Source organism: Aeromonas sp. 159, assembly GCF_963862045.1.
Lineage (GTDB): Bacteria > Pseudomonadota > Gammaproteobacteria > Enterobacterales > Aeromonadaceae > Aeromonas > Aeromonas veronii.
Genome location: NZ_CAWLMI010000081.1, coordinates 1 through 18,192 on the forward strand (window position 1 = coordinate 1; position 18,192 = coordinate 18,192).

17 protein-coding genes and 1 tRNA gene are annotated in these 18,192 nt (G+C 55.0%); all 18 read left to right on the top strand.

Annotated elements, in window-relative coordinates; translation table 11 throughout:
* The coding region (locus AACR14_RS13795; protein ID WP_019446595.1) for an EF-Tu C-terminal domain-related protein at positions 1-104 on the top strand (104 nt) is incomplete at its 5' end.
* Positions 105-157: 53 nt separating this feature from the next.
* Positions 158-234, top strand: a tRNA-Trp gene (locus tag AACR14_RS13800).
* A gap of 60 nt (positions 235-294) precedes the next feature.
* Positions 295-666, top strand: a complete 372-nt coding sequence (gene secE, locus AACR14_RS13805) for a preprotein translocase subunit SecE (RefSeq protein ID WP_005306322.1) — start codon at positions 295-297, stop codon at positions 664-666.
* Positions 667-675: 9 nt separating this feature from the next.
* Positions 676-1,227, top strand: a complete 552-nt coding sequence (gene nusG / locus AACR14_RS13810) for a transcription termination/antitermination protein NusG (RefSeq protein ID WP_005306318.1) — start codon at positions 676-678, stop codon at positions 1,225-1,227.
* A gap of 134 nt (positions 1,228-1,361) precedes the next feature.
* Positions 1,362-1,790 carry a 50S ribosomal protein L11 gene (gene rplK / locus AACR14_RS13815; RefSeq protein WP_005339887.1) on the top strand — a complete coding sequence of 143 codons (429 nt, stop codon included), beginning with the start codon at positions 1,362-1,364 and terminating at the stop codon, positions 1,788-1,790.
* 4 nt (positions 1,791-1,794) lie between these two features.
* Positions 1,795-2,496, top strand: coding sequence for a 50S ribosomal protein L1 (rplA, locus tag AACR14_RS13820; protein WP_005339888.1), 702 nt, complete (start codon positions 1,795-1,797; stop codon positions 2,494-2,496).
* Positions 2,497-2,752: 256 nt separating this feature from the next.
* Positions 2,753-3,253, top strand: coding sequence for a 50S ribosomal protein L10 (gene rplJ / locus AACR14_RS13825; RefSeq protein ID WP_005339895.1), 501 nt, complete (start codon positions 2,753-2,755; stop codon positions 3,251-3,253).
* Positions 3,254-3,304: 51 nt separating this feature from the next.
* Entirely contained in the window at positions 3,305-3,670 is a 366-nt protein-coding gene (gene rplL / locus AACR14_RS13830; RefSeq protein WP_005306304.1) for a 50S ribosomal protein L7/L12, read from the top strand.
* A gap of 224 nt (positions 3,671-3,894) precedes the next feature.
* The gene (gene rpoB, locus AACR14_RS13835; RefSeq protein ID WP_005339897.1) at positions 3,895-7,923 is read left to right on the top strand and encodes a DNA-directed RNA polymerase subunit beta; all 4,029 of its coding nucleotides are present in this window, start codon (positions 3,895-3,897) and stop codon (positions 7,921-7,923) included.
* Positions 7,924-8,014: 91 nt separating this feature from the next.
* Complete coding sequence (rpoC, locus tag AACR14_RS13840) at positions 8,015-12,319, top strand: DNA-directed RNA polymerase subunit beta' (protein WP_019446596.1); 4,305 nt, start codon at positions 8,015-8,017, stop codon at positions 12,317-12,319.
* Positions 12,320-12,513: 194 nt separating this feature from the next.
* Positions 12,514-13,230, top strand: coding sequence for a helix-turn-helix transcriptional regulator (locus AACR14_RS13845; RefSeq protein ID WP_005339902.1), 717 nt, complete (start codon positions 12,514-12,516; stop codon positions 13,228-13,230).
* Positions 13,231-13,254: 24 nt separating this feature from the next.
* Entirely contained in the window at positions 13,255-13,635 is a 381-nt protein-coding gene (locus AACR14_RS13850) for a RidA family protein (protein ID WP_019446597.1), read from the top strand.
* Between the two features lie 84 nt (positions 13,636-13,719).
* Entirely contained in the window at positions 13,720-14,112 is a 393-nt protein-coding gene (gene tusD / locus AACR14_RS13855; protein WP_019446598.1) for a sulfurtransferase complex subunit TusD, read from the top strand.
* 8 nt (positions 14,113-14,120) lie between these two features.
* Positions 14,121-14,480: a sulfurtransferase complex subunit TusC gene (gene tusC, locus AACR14_RS13860; protein WP_005341830.1), complete on the top strand. Its 360-nt coding sequence runs from the start codon at positions 14,121-14,123 to the stop codon at positions 14,478-14,480.
* A gap of 7 nt (positions 14,481-14,487) precedes the next feature.
* Positions 14,488-14,766, top strand: a complete 279-nt coding sequence (gene tusB, locus AACR14_RS13865; protein WP_005339909.1) for a sulfurtransferase complex subunit TusB — start codon at positions 14,488-14,490, stop codon at positions 14,764-14,766.
* A 182-nt stretch (positions 14,767-14,948) separates the two neighbouring features.
* Positions 14,949-15,323 (top strand): 30S ribosomal protein S12, encoded by a 375-nt coding sequence (gene rpsL, locus AACR14_RS13870; RefSeq protein ID WP_005306278.1) that lies wholly within the window; start codon positions 14,949-14,951, stop codon positions 15,321-15,323.
* A 93-nt stretch (positions 15,324-15,416) separates the two neighbouring features.
* On the top strand, positions 15,417-15,887 hold the full coding sequence (rpsG, locus tag AACR14_RS13875) for a 30S ribosomal protein S7 (RefSeq protein ID WP_005339911.1): 471 nt from the start codon (positions 15,417-15,419) through the stop codon (positions 15,885-15,887).
* 75 nt (positions 15,888-15,962) lie between these two features.
* A complete protein-coding gene (gene fusA / locus AACR14_RS13880) occupies positions 15,963-18,068 on the top strand; it encodes an elongation factor G (protein WP_005339913.1) in 2,106 nt (701 codons plus the stop codon).
* Positions 18,069-18,192 lie beyond the last annotated feature (124 nt).

Sequence of the window (18,192 nt, forward strand, 5' to 3'; positions counted from 1 at the left end):
TTACCCTGATTGCTCCGATCGCGATGGACGACGGCCTGCGTTTCGCTATCCGTGAAGGTGGCCGTACCGTAGGTGCTGGTGTTGTAGCCAGCGTAATCGCTTAATCTTTGGCTTACATAAATAAAGCAAAGCCCCTATAATAGGGGCTTTCTTGTGTAGGGGCGTAGTTCGAATTGGTAGAACAGCGGTCTCCAAAACCGATGGTTGCGGGTTCGAGTCCTGCCGCCCCTGCCATATACCTCGTCTCGTACGGGGCTTTTGTGTCTTTGGTTACGTCAGATACAGGTGGGTTGTATGAGTGTTAGTTCTGAGAGCCAGGGCGGAAGCAAGGATACCCTGCTTTGGGGCCTGGTTTTCATTATCCTGGCGGCCGCTGTAGTGGGTAATTACCTGCTCAACGATGTTGTCGCTGCCGTCCGCGCCTTGGGTGTGGTCGTTGTCATTGCTGCTGCTGGTGCAGTAGCCCTGCAAACCACCAAGGGAAAGGCAACACTGGCATTCGCCCGTGAGTCTCGCCTGGAAGTCCGCAAGGTCGTATGGCCGACCCGTCAGGAAGCCATTCAGACAACCCTGATTGTGCTGGCGGTGACCGCCGTGATGGGGCTGCTGCTGTTCGTTCTGGACGGTGCCTTGGTCTGGTTGGTCAACCTGATTACCGGTGTGTAAGGATAAGCCATGACTGAACAACGTGAACAACGTATGAGATGGTATGTCGTGCAGGCTTTTTCCGGCTATGAAGGCCGTGTAGCCAAGTCCCTGCGTGAACATATCAAGATGCATGGCATGGAAGACATGTTCGGTGAAGTACTGGTCCCGACCGAAGAAGTGGTCGAGATGCGTGCTGGCCAGAAGCGCAAGAGTGAGCGCAAGTTTTTCCCGGGTTATGTCCTGGTCCAGATGATCATGGATGAAACCACATGGCACCTGGTGCGTAACGTACCACGTGTAATGGGCTTCATTGGCGGTACTTCCGACCGTCCGGCACCGATCTCCGACAAAGAGGCCGATGCCATCCTGAACCGTCTGCAGGATGCCCACGACAAGCCGCGTCCGAAAACCCTGTTTGAACCGGGTGAAATGGTGCGGGTTGCCGATGGTCCGTTTGCCGACTTCAACGGCACCGTTGAAGAGGTCGATTATGAGAAGAGCCGCGTGAAGGTCTCTGTACTGATCTTCGGTCGTTCTACTCCTGTTGAACTGGATTTTGGTCAGGTCGAAAAGGGCTGATTGAATTCTGTACGTTTAACGGTTGTCAGGGGCAGCGAATATCTCTATAATTCGCTGCCCCTTTATTAGTTGGGGAGCCGTTTGCAGGAGCAAGTCTCCGAGGCGCTAGAACCCATTTTTGAGGTATTTTCCTAATGGCTAAGAAAGTCACAGCTTATATCAAGCTGCAGGTTGCTGCTGGTGCAGCCAACCCTTCTCCTCCCGTTGGTCCTGCACTGGGTCAACACGGTGTTAACATCATGGAATTCTGTAAGGCGTTCAACGCTCGTACAGAGAAGCTGGAAAAAGGTTCACCGACTCCGGTCGTGATCACCGTTTACAGCGACCGTTCCTTCACCTTCGAAACCAAGACTCCGCCTGCTTCCTTCCTGCTGAAGAAAGCTGCTGGCATCAAGTCTGGTTCTTCCAAGCCGAACAAAGACAAGGTTGGTAAGGTGACCGTTGCCCAGCTGCAAGAAATCGCCAAGACCAAAGAGCCGGATATGACTGGTGCCGATCTGGATGCAAAAGTACGTTGCATCGCAGGCTCCGCTCGTTCCATGGGTCTGGTAGTGGAGGATTAAGACAATGGCTAAACTTTCCAAGCGTATGCGCGTTATTCGCGAAAAAGTTGACGGTACCAAAGAGTACTCCATCAACGAAGCCATTGCCCTGCTGAAAGAACTGGCTACCGCCAAGTTCGTTGAAAGCGTTGACGTTGCTGTCAACCTGGGTATCGACGCTCGTAAATCTGACCAGAACGTACGTGGTGCTACTGTACTGCCGCACGGTACCGGTCGTGATGTACGCGTTGCCGTATTTACCCAAGGTGCCAACGCCGAAGCAGCTAAAGCTGCCGGTGCTGACCTGGTAGGTATGGATGACCTGGCCGATCTGGTTAAGAAAGGCGAGATGAACTTCGACGTAGTTATCGCATCCCCGGATGCCATGCGCGTTGTTGGTCAACTGGGTCAAATCCTGGGCCCGCGCGGCCTGATGCCGAACCCGAAAGTTGGTACTGTAACCCCGAACGTTGCCGAAGCTGTCAAGAACGCCAAGGCTGGTCAGGTTCGTTACCGTAATGACAAGAATGGTATCATCCATACCACTCTGGGTAAGGTTTCTTTCAACGAAGTTCAGCTGAAAGAAAACTTGGAAGCTCTGCTGGTTGCCCTGAAAAAAGGCAAGCCCTCTTCCGCCAAAGGTCAATTCATCAAGAAAGTCAGCATCTCCACCACCATGGGTGCCGGTGTTGCCGTAGACCAAGCTTCTCTGGAAGCTCAGGCCTAATTGATGGGTTTTACAAGGCGCAAAATTTAATCTATAATTTTGCGCCTTGATTGGTTGGGGGTTTCGACCTCCGTCCAAGACCGCAGGAGGCTGCAAAGCCTTAATCTTTCCTGCGTAGACGGTGCCGGAAACCCAGCGAGAAAGATTCTTTCTCTTCTGGAATCCTGCTACCGCATCGTTCCCCTCTGTTGTAAAGGTAGGGGGGATGTGTCAGTACTGGGTCAATAGACCCGGATTCAATCCAGGAGTTAAGCCAATGGCATTGGGACTCGAAGACAAAAAGGCAATTGTTGCTGAAGTCAACGAAGCTGCCAAAGGCGCTCTTTCTGCAGTTGTTGCCGATTCTCGCGGTGTAACTGTAGACAAGATGACCGTCCTGCGTAAAACCGCTCGTGAAGCCGGTGTGTACATGCGCGTTGTGCGTAACACCCTGCTGCGTCGCGCGGTAGAAGGTACCGAATACGAGTGCCTGAACGACGCATTTACCGGTCCTACCTTGATTGCTTTCTCTAACGAACACCCGGGCGCTGCTGCTCGTCTGTTCAAAGAGTTTGCCAAAGCGAACCAAAAGTTCGAAATCAAGGCTGGCGCTTTTAACGGTGAGTTTATCGCCGCAGCACAAATTGATCGTCTGGCCACGCTGCCGACTTACGAAGAAGCAATTGCGAAGTTGATGGCGACTATGAAAGAAGCCTCTGCTGGCAAGCTGGTTCGTACTATCGCTGCTGTTCGCGACCAGAAACAAGCTGCTGCTTGATTCTCGCCTATTTAGGCTGTTTGAGTTTATTCAACATCAGGAATTTTTGTCATGTCTATCACTAAAGACCAAATCATCGAAGCCGTTGCTTCCATGTCCGTAATGGAAGTTGTTGAGCTGATCGAAGCTATGGAAGAGAAGTTCGGTGTTTCTGCCGCTGCTGCCGTAATGGCTGGCCCGGCTGCTGCTGAAGCAGTAGAAGAGAAGACCGAGTTCGACGTAGTTCTGACTGCTGCTGGCGCCAACAAAGTTGCCGTTATCAAAGCCGTTCGTGGCGCTACCGGTCTGGGCCTGAAAGAAGCCAAAGATCTGGTAGAAGCTGCTCCGGCTAACCTGAAGGAAGGCGTGTCCAAGGACGAAGCTGAAGCTCTGAAGAAAGAGCTGGAAGCTGCCGGTGCTTCTGTTGAGATCAAATAATCTGCATTTATGTAGATTAGCCTGATAAAACAGGCTAGGGCTGGTGAATTTTTGTTCACCAGCCTTTTTGCGCTGTAGACTGAGAGCATTTCACACCGTTTACGACTCTCGGTGCACCAGCAATCCGGACTGTCTTCTTTCGTCCGGGCCAACACAAAACGGTGTTGAGACAGAGCTGTCCCGCGGGACAGAGTGGGTCACTTATCAGCGAGCTGAGGAACCCTATGGTTTACTCTTATACCGAAAAAAAACGCATTCGTAAGGACTTCGGTAAGCGAGACCAGGTACTGGACACGCCTTATCTGTTGTCCATTCAGCTGGACTCCTTCAAGCAGTTCATCGAGGCTGACCCGGAAGGTGAATATGGCCTAGAGGCCGCTTTCCGTAGCGTTTTCCCGATCACCAGTTACTCCGGTAGTGCTGAGCTTCAGTATGTCAGCTATCGCCTGGGTGAGCCGGTATTTGACGTAAAAGAATGCCAGATCCGTGGAGTGACCTACTCCGCGCCGCTGCGTGTCAAGCTTCGTATGGTTCTGTACGACCGTGAAGCAGCTGCCGGCACCGTCAAAGACATCAAGGAACAAGAAGTATACATGGGCGAAATTCCGCTCATGACCGAGAACGGCACCTTTGTTATCAATGGTACCGAGCGGGTTATCGTCTCCCAGCTGCACCGCAGCCCGGGCGTCTTCTTCGACCACGATAAAGGCAAAACTCATTCATCCGGTAAGGTACTGTATAACGCTCGCGTTATCCCCTACCGTGGCTCCTGGCTGGACTTCGAGTTCGATGCGAAAGACAACCTGTTTGTCCGTATCGACCGTCGTCGCAAACTGCCAGCATCCATTATTCTGCGCGCCCTGGACTTCACTTCCGAACAAATCCTGGCCACCTTCTTCGAGACCATCGGTTTTGAAGTAAAAGATGGCAAGTTGATGATGGATCTGGTGCCGGAGCGTCTGCGTGGTGAAACTGCGACCTTTGACATCGTGGCCAATGGCGCCGTGGTGGTTGAGACCGGTCGTCGTGTGACTGCGCGTCACATCCGTCAGTTGGAAAAAGACGCCGTTACCCAGATTGAGGTACCGGTTGAGTATGTTGTTGGCAAAGTTGCTGCCAAGGACTACGCACATCCGCAAACTGGCGAGATGGTCGTGACCGCCAACCAGGCGCTGAGCCTGGAAGCGATCGCCAACCTGTCCCAAGCCGGCTTCAAGCATTTCGAGGTTCTGTTCACCAACGAACTGGATCACGGTGCTTACATGTCCGAGACCCTGCGTGTCGACTCCAGCTCCAACCGTTTGGAAGCGCTGGTCGAGATCTATCGCATGATGCGTCCGGGCGAGCCGCCTACTCGCGAAGCTGCAGAACAGCTGTTCGAAAACCTGTTCTTCTCCGCCGAGCGTTACGACCTGTCTACCGTAGGTCGGATGAAGTTCAACCGCCGTCTGGGTCGTGAAGACGAGACTGGCGCTGGTGTACTGACCAAAGACGACATCGTCGATGTGATGAAGCGCCTGATCGACATCCGTAACGGTAACGACGAAGTGGATGATATCGACCACTTGGGTAACCGTCGTATTCGTTCTGTCGGTGAAATGGCTGAAAACCAGTTCCGCGTCGGTCTGGTGCGTGTCGAGCGTGCGGTCAAGGAGCGTCTCTCCCTGGGCGACCTGGACACCCTGATGCCGCAGGATCTGATCAACGCCAAGCCGATCTCCGCCGCAGTCAAAGAGTTCTTTGGTTCCAGCCAGCTGTCCCAGTTTATGGACCAGAACAACCCGCTCTCCGAAGTGACCCACAAGCGTCGTATCTCCGCGCTGGGCCCGGGCGGTTTGACTCGTGAGCGTGCCGGCTTTGAAGTCCGAGACGTACACCCGACCCACTACGGTCGTCTGTGCCCTATCGAGACTCCTGAAGGTCCGAACATCGGTCTGATCAACTCTCTGTCCGTGTACTCTCGTACCAACGAGTACGGTTTCCTCGAGACCCCGTACCGCAAGGTCATTGACGGTGTGATCACCGACGAAGTGGACTACCTGTCTGCTATTGAAGAAGGCAAGTACGTGATCGCACAGGCTAACGCCGCGACCACCGAAGATGGCCGTCTGAAAGATGAATTGATCCCGTGCCGTCACAAAGGTGAATCCACCTTTATGAACGCCGACCAGATCCAGTATATGGACGTGAGCCCGCAGCAGATCGTATCTGTAGCAGCGGCTCTGATCCCGTTCCTGGAACACGATGACGCGAACCGCGCATTGATGGGTTCAAACATGCAACGTCAGGCTGTACCGACTCTGCGTGCTGACAAGCCGCTGGTAGGTACCGGTATGGAACGCGCTGTGGCCGTTGACTCCGGTGTAACCGTAGTGGCCAAGCGTGGCGGCGTAATCGACTATGTCGATGCCTCCCGTATCGTCCTGAAGGTCAATGAAGATGAGCTGATGCCAGGCGAAGCCGGTATCGACATCTACAACCTGACCAAATACACCCGTTCCAACCAGAACACCTGTATCAACCAGCGTCCTTGCGTGATGTTGGGTGAGCCGGTGATGGCTGGCGACGTACTGGCTGATGGCCCGTCCACCGACCTGGGTGAACTGGCGCTGGGTCAGAACATGCGCGTCGCGTTCATGCCGTGGAACGGTTACAACTTCGAAGACTCGATCCTGGTGAACGAGCGTGTTGTTCAGGAAGATCGCCTGACCACCATCCATATCCAGGAACTGGCCTGTATCTCCCGTGACACCAAGCTGGGTCCGGAAGAGATCACTGCTGACATCCCGAACGTGGGTGAAGCCGCTCTGTCCAAGCTGGACGAGTCCGGTATCGTCTACGTGGGTGCCGAAGTGAAGGGCGGCGACATTCTGGTCGGTAAGGTAACCCCGAAAGGTGAAACCCAGCTGACGCCGGAAGAGAAGCTGCTGCGCGCCATCTTCGGTGAGAAGGCGTCCGATGTGAAGGACTCCTCCCTGCGTGTACCGAACGGTGTGTACGGTACTGTGGTTGACGTGCAAGTCTTTACCCGCGATGGCGTGGAAAAAGACAAGCGCGCCAAAGAAATCGAAGAGATGCAGCTGAAGGAAGCGAAGAAGGACTTGACCGAAGAGTTCAAGATCCTGGAAGACGGCATTTTCGGCCGCTCCCGCAACCTGCTGCTGGCCGCCGGTTACAGCGAAGATCGTCTGAACAAGCTCGATCGCTCCAAGTGGTTTGAACTGGCCATCGAAGACGAAGGCAAGCAGACCGAACTGGAACAGATCGCTGAACAGCACGTTGAGCTGAAAGCCGAGTTCGACAAGAAATTCGAGAACAAGCGTCGCAAGATTATCCAGGGTGATGATCTGGCGCCGGGCGTACTGAAAATCGTCAAGGTTTATCTGGCAGTCAAGCGTCGCATCCAGCCGGGTGACAAGATGGCGGGCCGTCACGGTAACAAGGGTGTTATCTCCAAGATCTGTCCGGTCGAGGATATGCCTCATGACGAGTTCGGCCGTCCGGTCGACATCGTACTGAACCCGTTGGGCGTACCATCCCGTATGAACATCGGTCAGATCCTCGAAGTGCACCTGGGCCTTGCGGCCAAGGGTATCGGCGAGAAGATCGATCGCATGGTCAAAGAGCAGCGCGAGCTGCACGAGATGCGCAACTTCCTGCAACAGGTCTATGACCTGGGCGAGAAGGACACCCAGCAAGTGAACATCGCCGAACTGTCTGATGACGACGTACGTACCCTGGTGGGTAACCTGCGTAAGGGTCTGCCGGTTGCTACTCCAGTGTTTGATGGTGCCAAAGAGCGCGAAATCAAAGCCCTGCTGAAGCTGGCCGATCTGCCGGAGTCCGGTCAGATTGATCTGTTCGATGGCCGTACCGGTAACCGCTTCGAGCGTAAAGTAACCGTTGGTTACATGTACATGCTCAAGCTGAACCACTTGGTCGACGACAAGATGCACGCGCGTTCTACCGGTTCTTACAGCCTGGTTACCCAGCAGCCGCTGGGTGGTAAGGCTCAGTTCGGTGGTCAGCGTTTCGGTGAGATGGAAGTGTGGGCCCTGGAGGCTTACGGTGCGGCATATACCCTGCAGGAAATGCTGACCGTCAAGTCTGACGATGTGAATGGCCGTACCAAGATGTATAAGAACATCGTGGATGGCGACCACCGTATGGAGCCGGGCATGCCCGAATCCTTCAACGTATTGCTGAAGGAAATCCGCTCTCTGGGTATCAACATCGAGCTGGACGAAGAGTAAGAGCTCGCTCTTATTGTTCGAGAATTGACGTGGGCGCCCCGCTGTTTTGGCAGCCGGGGCGCCGAGGTTAGACTCCTGACAGGGGAAACACGTGAAAGACTTACTCAAGTTTTTGAAGGCTCAGACCAAGACCGAAGAGTTTGACAGTATCAAGATCGGTCTGGCCTCTCCTGACATGATCCGCTCCTGGTCATTCGGTGAGGTCAAAAAGCCTGAGACCATCAACTACCGGACTTTCAAGCCGGAGCGTGATGGTCTGTTCTGCGCCCGTATCTTCGGACCGGTGAAGGACTACGAGTGTCTGTGCGGCAAGTACAAGCGCCTGAAACACCGTGGTGTGATCTGTGAGAAGTGCGGCGTTGAAGTGACCCAGACCAAGGTCCGTCGTGAGCGTATGGGCCACATCGAGCTGGCCAGCCCGACTGCCCACATCTGGTTCCTGAAGTCCCTGCCGTCCCGTATCGGTCTGCTGCTGGACATGACCCTGCGCGATATCGAGCGCGTGCTCTACTTCGAATCTTTCGTGGTAATCGAGCCGGGCATGACCAACCTCGAACGCAGCCAGATGCTCTCTGAAGAGCAGTACCTGGATGCGCTGGAAGAGTGGGGCGACGAATTTGACGCCAAGATGGGTGCCGAAGCAATCCTGGCATTGCTGCGCGCTATCGATCTGGAAGGTGAAGTCAAAACCATGCGTGAGGAGCTGGATCAAACCAACTCCGAGACCAAGCGCAAGAAGACCACCAAGCGTCTGAAGCTGATGGAAGCTTTCCTGCAGTCCGGCAACAAGCCGGAGTGGATGATCATGACAGTGCTGCCTGTGCTGCCGCCGGACCTGCGTCCGCTGGTACCGCTGGACGGCGGCCGTTTCGCGACTTCCGATCTGAACGATCTGTACCGTCGCGTGATCAACCGTAACAACCGCTTGAAGCGTCTGCTGGATCTGGCTGCTCCGGACATCATCGTGCGCAACGAAAAGCGTATGCTGCAAGAGTCCGTCGATGCCCTGCTGGATAACGGCCGTCGCGGTCGTGCCATCACCGGTTCCAACAAGCGCCCGCTGAAATCCCTGGCCGACATGATCAAGGGTAAGCAGGGTCGTTTCCGTCAGAACCTGCTCGGTAAGCGTGTCGACTACTCCGGTCGTTCCGTTATCACCGTAGGCCCGACTCTGCGTCTGCATCAGTGCGGTCTGCCGAAGAAGATGGCGCTGGAACTGTTCAAGCCGTTCATCTATGGCAAGCTGGAAACCCGCGGTCTGGCGACCACTATCAAGGCCGCCAAGAAGATGGTGGAGCGCGAGGAAGCTGTCGTTTGGGATATCCTGGACGAAGTGATCCGCGAACACCCGGTTCTGCTGAACCGTGCACCGACTCTGCACCGTCTGGGTATCCAGGCATTCGAACCGACTCTGGTCGAAGGTAAGGCAATCCAGCTGCACCCGCTGGTTTGTGCTGCGTATAACGCGGACTTCGATGGTGACCAGATGGCGGTCCACGTACCGCTGACCCTGGAAGCCCAGCTGGAAGCGCGTGCGCTGATGATGTCTACCAACAACATCCTGTCGCCTGCCTCCGGTGAGCCGATCATCGTTCCTTCTCAGGACGTGGTCTTGGGTCTGTACTACATGACCCGTGCCCGTATCAACGCCAAAGGCGAAGGTATGGTGCTGGCCGGCCCGAAAGAAGCCGAGAAAGTATATCGCGCCGGTCTGGCCGATCTGCATGCTCGTGTGAAAGTACGCATTACCGAATACCTGCGTCAGGAAGACGGTTCTCTGCGTGAACACACCGAGATGAAGAACACCACCGTTGGTCGTGCGATCCTGAGCCTGATCCTGCCGAAAGGTATGGAATACGCCCTGATCGACGAGCCGAAGGTGCTGACTGCTGCCGAACAGGCTGATCTGGATGCCAATCCGCAGAACTGGATCAAGTGCGTATCCAACAAGGCGCTGGGCAAAAAGCTCATCTCCCGTCTGCTGAACACCTGCTATCGCAAGCAGGGCCTGAAGGACACCGTTATCTTCGCTGACCAGCTGATGTATACCGGTTTCCACTACGCGGCCCTGTCCGGTGCTTCCGTTGGTATCGATGACATGGTCATCCCGGATGCCAAGAAAGACATCATCGCAGCAGCCGAAGCCGAAGTTGCCGAGATCCAGGACCAGTTCCTGTCAGGTCTGGTAACTGCGGGCGAGCGTTACAACAAGGTTATCGATATCTGGGCCAGCGCCAACGAGCGCGTTTCCAAGGCCATGATGGAGAACTTGTCCAAAGAGCGTAACGTCAACTCGCTGGGTGAAGAAGAAGAGCAGGCCTCGTTCAACAGCATCTTTATGATGGCCGACTCTGGTGCGCGTGGTTCCGCAGCCCAGATCCGTCAGCTGGCCGGTATGCGTGGCCTGATGGCCAAGCCGGATGGCTCCATCATCGAGACCCCGATCATCGCGAACTTCCGCGAAGGTCTGAACGTACTGCAGTACTTTATCTCTACCCACGGTGCTCGTAAGGGTCTGGCGGATACCGCACTGAAGACTGCGAACTCCGGTTACCTGACTCGTCGTCTGGTAGACGTGGCGCAAGACATGGTGATCACCGAGGACGATTGCGGCACTACCGACGGTCTGTGGATGACTCCGCTGATCGAGGGTGGCGACGTGGTCGAGCCGCTGCGTGAGCGCGTATTGGGTCGTGTGGTGGCAGAAGATGTCATCAAGCCGGGTACCGAGGACGAGATCTTGGTTGCTCGCAACACCCTGCTCGACGAGCAGCTGTGTGACCTGCTGGAGCGTAACTCCGTTGACCGTGTGAAGGTACGTTCTGCCATCACCTGTGAAACCGACTTCGGTAACTGTGCTCACTGCTACGGCCGTGATCTGGCCCGTGGTCACTTGGTTAACAAGGGTGAGGCTGTCGGTGTTATCGCCGCCCAGTCCATCGGTGAACCGGGTACCCAGCTGACGATGCGTACTTTCCACATCGGTGGTGCTGCATCTCGTGCCGCTGCAGAAAGCAGCATCCAGGTCAAGAACACAGGTAGCATCAAGCTGCAGAACGCCAAGTTCGTTCACAACAGCGATGACAAACTGGTTATCACCTCCCGTTCTACCGAACTGACCATCATGGACGACATGGGCCGTACCAAGGAAAGCCACAAGCTGCCTTACGGTTCCGTGCTGGAAGTGAAGGACGGCCAGGCAGTGAACGCTGGCGAAACCGTTGCCAACTGGGACCCGCACACTCACCCGATCATCACTGAAGTGGCAGGTCGCCTGCAGTTCGAACACATGATCGATGGCGTGACCATTACTCGTCAGACCGACGAGCTGACCGGTCTCTCTTCTATCGTTGTTCTGGACGTCAACGAGCGTCCGAGCGCCGGTAAAGAGATGCGTCCGACCGTTAAACTGGTCGACCTGAACGGCAAAGACGTGATGATCCCGGGTACCGATGTAGCCGCCCAGTACTTCCTGCCGGGCAAGGCGATCGTGAACCTGGAAGATGGTGCCAACGTGGGCGTGGGTGACGCGGTAGCGCGTATCCCGCAAGAGTCCGGCGGTACCAAGGACATCACCGGTGGTCTGCCGCGCGTTGCGGATCTGTTCGAAGCACGTCAACCGAAGGAACCGGCAATTCTGGCCGAGATCTCCGGTACCATCTCCTTCGGGAAAGAGACCAAGGGCAAACGCCGTCTGGTTATCACCCCGACCGATGGTGGCAACGTCTACGAAGAGATGATTCCGAAGTGGCGTAACCTGAACGTGTTCGAAGGTGAAAAAGTTGAGAAGGGTGAAGTGCTGGCGGACGGTCCTGAGTCTGCTCATGACATCCTGCGTCTGCGCGGTATCAGCCCGGTCGCCAACTACATCGCCAACGAAGTTCAGGACGTTTACCGTCTGCAAGGCGTTAAGATCAACGACAAGCACATCGAAGTCATCGTTCGTCAGATGCTGCGCAAGTGCGAGATCCTGAGCGCTGGCGATACCGATCTGATCGAAGGCGAACAGGTTGAAGTAGCTCGTGTGAAGATTGCCAACCGTAAGCTGGTTGCCGAGGGCAAGACCCCTGCGACCTACCGTCATGTTCTGATGGGTATTACCAAGGCATCTCTGAGCACCGAGTCCTTCATCTCCGCGGCTTCCTTCCAGGAAACCACTCGCGTTCTGACCGAAGCCGCCGTAGGTGGCAAGCGTGATGAACTGCGTGGTCTGAAAGAGAACGTTATCGTGGGTCGTCTGATCCCGGCTGGTACCGGCTTTGCCTACCACCACAGCCGGATCAACCAGCGTGCTGCTGCAGCTCGTGCTGTTGGCACCCCGCAGGTGACCGCTGATGAAGCGGAGCAGAACCTGGCGGATCTGCTGAACGCAGCCGGTAGCTTCGACGAAGAGTAACTCGTCATCCGTGATTAAAAAGGGCTCCTTCAAGGAGCCCTTTTTGTTGGCCAATTCCTCGGCAAAGGTAGACGCAGCGCGGGTTTCAGGATGATCCAGAGCAAAGTTGTAGAGTAAAAAATCAAAAAAAGTTGACTTTACTCCCCTGCAATTTAAAACTCGGGAAAGTTGAATGGTTATTACAGGGGTAGAACATGACTGTCGGTATCGAGGAAGCCATGCTTCCCGAAGAACAGCTGATCAGCCGCACTTTTACAGATGAAGACAGGGAATTGTTGCGCTCATACGATGGGCTCATCGATGGCTTGGCCGAGCTGTTCGGCAAGCATTGTGAAGTGGTTCTCCACTCCCTGGAAAATCTGCATGAGTCGGTGATCAAGATCGCCAACGGCTTCAATACCGGACGCACCCTCGGGGCGCCCATCACCGATCTCGCCCTGCGCATGCTCAAGGACATCGAGAGCACCGGCCAGGATTACACCCAGAGCTATTTCGCTCGAAGCCGTACCGGCGCGCTGATGAAGTCGAGTACCATCGCCATTCGCAACAGCGAGCGGCAAGTGGTGGGGCTTATCTGCATCAACCTGCACATCAATGCGCCTTTCCACGAGTTCGTGGCCGAATTTTTCCCGACGCCCCAGCAGGCGGCGCGTCAGTCACCAGAGACCTTCGCCAACAGCGTGGAAGAGCTGGTTGCCCAGACGGTGGATAACACCATCGACGAGATCAATCGCGATCCCACCGTGGCCAACAATGCCAAGAACCGCTTCATCGTGACCCAGCTGTTCGAGAAGGGCATTTTCGATATCAAGGATTCGATCAATCTGGTGGCGGACAAACTCAATATTTCAAAACATACCGTTTATCTTTACATCCGACAGCGCAAGCAGGGTGAAGACGAGAACGAGTAACTCATTCCAGAAGGGGATAGATGAATGGCTAAAGAAGTGATTGCAACCGACAAGGCGCCTGCCGCGATTGGTCCGTATGTTCAGGCTACCAAGGTTGGCGAGATGATCTTCACCTCCGGGCAGATCCCGCTCGATCCTGCCACCATGGAAATCGTGGCTGGCGGCATTGAAGAGCAGGCCGAACGGGTGATGAAGAACCTGGTTGCCGTGTTGCAAGCTGCCGGTGCCGATGCCAGCAAAGTGGTCAAAACCACCTGCTTCCTGAGTGACATGAACAACTTCGTTGCTTTCAATCAGGTCTATGCCCGCTACTTTGGTGATGCGGCGCCAGCCCGCTCCTGCGTGGAAGTGGCTCGTCTGCCGAAAGATGTGCTGGTCGAGGTCGAGGCGATTGCCCATCTCTGATCAACAGATCGAATCAAGCCCCTCCTGGCAGGGGCTTTTTTGTTTTTGGCGTAAAATGGACCGGGTCAGCACAGGAGTCCTGCTATGAGTCTGAGTTTTGCCATCCTGGTCACGGGGCCCGCCTATGGCACCCAATCGGCCAGCACAGCCTATCGTTTTGCCCGCACACTGTTGGCACAGGGGCATACCTTGTCCCACTTGTTCTTCTATCAGGATGGGGTCTGCAACGGCAACGGTCTGCATCTGCCTGCATCCGATGAGACTGACCTGGTGCGTCTGTGGCGAGAGCTGGCAGAAGAGCAGGGGATCCGTATCGACGTATGTGTCGCCGCCGCCATGCGGCGCGGTGTGCTCGATGAGCAGGAGGCCAAGGGGGCAGGGCAGGTGCACTTCAATCTGCAAGCGCCATTTTGCCTGAGCGGTCTGGGCCAGTTGGCCGATGCTGCGCTCACCGCCGATCGGTTGGTTCAGTTCTAGGGGGAGTCATGAGCAAGAAAATCGCCTTTATCTGCAGTCGTGGCCCCCATGGCCATGCCGCCGGCCGGGAAGGACTGGATGCCTTGTTGGCCACCTCGGCCATGACCGATGAGCTGGCCCTCTTCCTGATTGGGGACGGTGTGCTGCAACTGCTCAAGGAGCAGCAGCCTGCCGCCATTTTGCAGCGCCACTACGCGCCCACCTTCAAAATGCTGGAACTCTACGACATTGAAGAGGTCTATGTTTGTGCTGACTCGCTGGCAGAGCGTGGCGTGACAGTGGATGATCTGCTGATCCCTGTTGAGAGTCTGCCGCGCCAGGAACTGGCTCGGCGCTGGGCACAGTGTTCGACTCACATCAGCTTTTGAGGTCTCCATGTTGCATCTGATATTGAACTCCCCCTTTCAGAGTCAGGCTCTGGCAGAGGCGCTCTCATACCTTCAGCCCGAGGATGAGCTGGTACTGATGCAGGATGCCGTGATTGCGGCATCGGCTCCCCAGTGGAGCGCGCGGCTGGCGGGTATCCCGCTTTATGTGATGCAGGAAGATCTGCAAGCTCGCGGTTTGCAGCATCGGGTGGGCAATGTGCTCGATATGGCGGGTCTGGTGGCACTGATTGCGCAAAAAGGTTCCCCGCGCACCTGGGGTGGCTGAGAAGCATATTTTCAAGAAAATTCAAGGTGATGTCGTGAAATTAAACGGATCCGAATTGCCCTTTTGTGACGCAAATTGTATAAATCTTGACTCCCCAGACAACAGGGCATAAAATTTCGCGTCCCCGTATCTGCGGGGAGGATTTTCCACACGTTTATGAAGTCATTATCAGGAGCCTTTTGATGGCAACTATTAACCAGTTGGTTCGCAAGCCACGCATCAAGCTCGTTGTGAAAAGCAACGTGCCGGCGCTGGAAGCGTGCCCTCAGAAGCGTGGCGTATGCACTCGTGTATATACCACCACCCCGAAGAAGCCTAACTCTGCACTGCGTAAAGTGTGCCGTGTACGTCTGACCAACGGCTTCGAAGTCACCTCCTACATCGGTGGTGAAGGTCACAACCTGCAAGAGCACTCTGTTGTTCTGATCCGTGGCGGTCGTGTAAAAGACTTGCCAGGTGTTCGTTATCACACCGTTCGTGGTGCGTTGGACTGTGCCGGTGTTAAAGACCGTAAGCAGGCTCGCTCCAAGTATGGCGTGAAGCGTCCTAAAGCTTAATGGTTCTCCGTTAAGTAAGGCCAAACGTTAATTCGTTTCTAGTTAGATAGCTTTCTAGTTTTGGGTAATCCCTGAAGTTACGGAGAATTTGAAATGCCAAGACGTCGTGTTGTTGGTCAGCGTAAAATCCTGCCAGATCCCAAGTTCGGATCAGAGCTGCTGGCTAAATTTGTCAACGTAGTAATGGTTGACGGTAAGAAATCTGTTGCAGAAGCCATTGTTTATGGCGCCCTGGACATCATTGCCACCAAATCTGGCAAAGAGCACCTGGCCGTATTCGAAGAAGCTCTGGATAACATTCGTCCGGCGGTCGAGGTTAAATCTCGTCGCGTCGGTGGTGCAACCTATCAGGTGCCGGTAGAAGTTCGTCCGGTACGTCGCAATGCCCTGGCAATGCGCTGGTTGGTTGATGCCGCTCGTAAACGTGGTGAAAAATCAATGGCTCAGCGTCTGGCTGGCGAGCTGCTGGATGCCGCTGACAATAAGGGTTCGTCTGTCAAGAAACGTGAAGACGTTCACCGTATGGCTGAAGCGAACAAAGCCTTCGCTCACTTCCGCTGGTAATCCGCTTGCGCAGGGTCTTTTGACTCTGCGCACCTTTAATTATCTAGGGACAAGCGCCTTAGTAAGAGGATGACAATGGCTCGTACAACCCCCATTGAGCGTTATCGTAACATCGGTATCTCCGCTCACATTGACGCCGGTAAGACTACTACTACCGAGCGCGTACTGTTTTACACCGGTGTAAGTCACAAGATCGGTGAAGTTCACGATGGCGCTGCCACCATGGACTGGATGGAACAGGAACAAGAGCGTGGTATCACCATCACCTCCGCCGCGACCACCGCTTTCTGGTCCGGTATGGGTAAACAGTTCCAACCGCACCGTATCAACATCATCGATACCCCGGGCCACGTTGACTTTACTATCGAAGTAGAGCGTTCAATGCGTGTTCTGGACGGTGCCGTGATGGTGTACTGTGCCGTAGGTGGCGTACAGCCACAGTCTGAAACCGTATGGCGTCAGGCTAACAAGTACAAGGTTCCCCGTATCGCGTTCGTCAACAAGATGGACCGTACCGGCGCCAACTTCCTGCGTTGCGTTGAGCACATCAAGACCCGTCTGAAAGGTACTCCGGTTCCCCTTCAGCTGAACATCGGCGCCGAAGAGAACTTCAAGGGCGTTGTTGACCTGGTCAAGATGAAAGCCATCAACTGGAATGAAGCTGATCAGGGCGTATCCTTCGATTACGAAGACGTCCCGGCCGAGTTGCTGGAACAGGCGCAAGAAATGCGCATGAATCTGGTTGAAGCCGCTGCAGAAGCGTCTGAAGACCTGATGGAAAAATACCTGGGCGGCGAAGAGCTGACCGAGGAAGAGATCAAAGGTGCTCTGCGTCAGCGCGTGCTGAACAACGAAATCATCCTGGTAACCTGTGGCTCCGCGTTCAAGAACAAGGGCGTACAGGCAATGCTGGATGCCGTGATCGAGTACCTGCCGGCTCCGACCGACGTTGCTGCTATCGACGGCCTGAAAATGGACGGCGAGACCAAAGACGAGCGTCACGCTTCCGATGACGAGCCGTTCTCTGCTCTGGCGTTCAAGATCGCTACCGACCCGTTCGTTGGTAACCTGACCTTCTTCCGTGTCTACTCTGGCGTGATCAACTCCGGTGACACCGTGCTGAACTCCGTCAAGGACAAGCGCGAGCGTTTTGGCCGTATCGTTCAGATGCATGCCAACAAGCGTGAAGAGATCAAAGAAGTACGCGCTGGTGACATCGCTGCTGCTATCGGTCTGAAAGACGTGACCACTGGTGACACCCTGTGTGACCCGAACGCACCGATCATCCTCGAGCGTATGGAATTCCCGGAGCCGGTAATTTCTATCGCGGTTGAGCCGAAAACCAAGGCTGACCAGGAGAAGATGGGTCTGGCACTGGGCCGTCTGGCTCAGGAAGATCCGTCCTTCCGCGTATGGACTGACGAAGAGTCAGGTCAAACCATCATCGCTGGTATGGGTGAGCTGCACCTGGACATCATCGTTGACCGTATGCGTCGCGAGTTCAAGGTTGAAGCCAACGTAGGTAAGCCGCAGGTTGCCTACCGTGAAACCATCCGTACCACCGTTAAAGACATCGAAGGCAAGCATGCCAAGCAGTCTGGTGGTCGCGGTCAGTACGGTCATGTTGTTATCGACATGTACCCGCTGGAAGAAGGCAAAGCCTACGAATTCGTCAACGACATCAAAGGTGGTGTCATTCCTGGTGAATTCATCCCGGGTGTTGATAAAGGTATCCGTGAGCAGCTCAAATCTGGTCCGCTGGCTGGTTACCCGGTTATGGATCTGGGTGTGCGTCTGCACTTCGGTTCTTACCACGATGTCGACTCTTCCGAACTGGCGTTCAAAATCGCTGCTTCCATGGCCTTTAAGGCTGGCTTCATGAAAGCCAACCCGGTTCTGCTCGAACCGATCATGAAAGTAGAAGTTGAAACTCCGGAAGATTACATGGGCGACGTTATCGGTGACCTGAACCGTCGTCGTGGCCTGATCGAAGGTATGGAAGATGGCCCGTCCGGCAAGATCGTACGTGCTCTGGTGCCGCTGGCCGAAATGTTCGGTTATGCAACTGCACTGCGTTCCGCTACCCAGGGTCGTGCTTCCTACGCCATGGAATTCGCCAAGTATCACGATGCACCGACCAACGTTGCACAAGCCGTGATCGAAGAGCGCAAATCCAAGTAATTTAAGATTCCCCGCCTACGACGGTAGGCGGGTTTAACCTAGAAGGACTACGTCGTGTCTAAAGAAAAATTTGAGCGTAATAAACCGCACGTAAACGTCGGCACCATCGGCCACGTTGACCACG

Bases quoted from the DNA above. Each gene is read 5' to 3' on its own strand.
- secE (WP_005306322.1), top strand. From the start codon at position 295: ATGAGTGTTAGTTCTGAGAGCCAGGGCGGAAGCAAGGATACCCTGCTT.
- fusA (WP_005339913.1), top strand. From the start codon at position 15,963: ATGGCTCGTACAACCCCCATTGAGCGTTATCGTAACATCGGTATCTCC.
- rplJ (WP_005339895.1), top strand. From the start codon at position 2,753: ATGGCATTGGGACTCGAAGACAAAAAGGCAATTGTTGCTGAAGTCAAC.
- AACR14_RS13850 (WP_019446597.1), top strand. From the start codon at position 13,255: ATGGCTAAAGAAGTGATTGCAACCGACAAGGCGCCTGCCGCGATTGGT.
- nusG (WP_005306318.1), top strand. From the start codon at position 676: ATGACTGAACAACGTGAACAACGTATGAGATGGTATGTCGTGCAGGCT.
- rpsG (WP_005339911.1), top strand. From the start codon at position 15,417: ATGCCAAGACGTCGTGTTGTTGGTCAGCGTAAAATCCTGCCAGATCCC.
- rpsL (WP_005306278.1), top strand. From the start codon at position 14,949: ATGGCAACTATTAACCAGTTGGTTCGCAAGCCACGCATCAAGCTCGTT.
- rplL (WP_005306304.1), top strand. From the start codon at position 3,305: ATGTCTATCACTAAAGACCAAATCATCGAAGCCGTTGCTTCCATGTCC.
- rplK (WP_005339887.1), top strand. From the start codon at position 1,362: ATGGCTAAGAAAGTCACAGCTTATATCAAGCTGCAGGTTGCTGCTGGT.
- rplA (WP_005339888.1), top strand. From the start codon at position 1,795: ATGGCTAAACTTTCCAAGCGTATGCGCGTTATTCGCGAAAAAGTTGAC.
- tusC (WP_005341830.1), top strand. From the start codon at position 14,121: ATGAGCAAGAAAATCGCCTTTATCTGCAGTCGTGGCCCCCATGGCCAT.
- AACR14_RS13845 (WP_005339902.1), top strand. From the start codon at position 12,514: ATGACTGTCGGTATCGAGGAAGCCATGCTTCCCGAAGAACAGCTGATC.
- rpoB (WP_005339897.1), top strand. From the start codon at position 3,895: ATGGTTTACTCTTATACCGAAAAAAAACGCATTCGTAAGGACTTCGGT.
- tusB (WP_005339909.1), top strand. From the start codon at position 14,488: ATGTTGCATCTGATATTGAACTCCCCCTTTCAGAGTCAGGCTCTGGCA.
- tusD (WP_019446598.1), top strand. From the start codon at position 13,720: ATGAGTCTGAGTTTTGCCATCCTGGTCACGGGGCCCGCCTATGGCACC.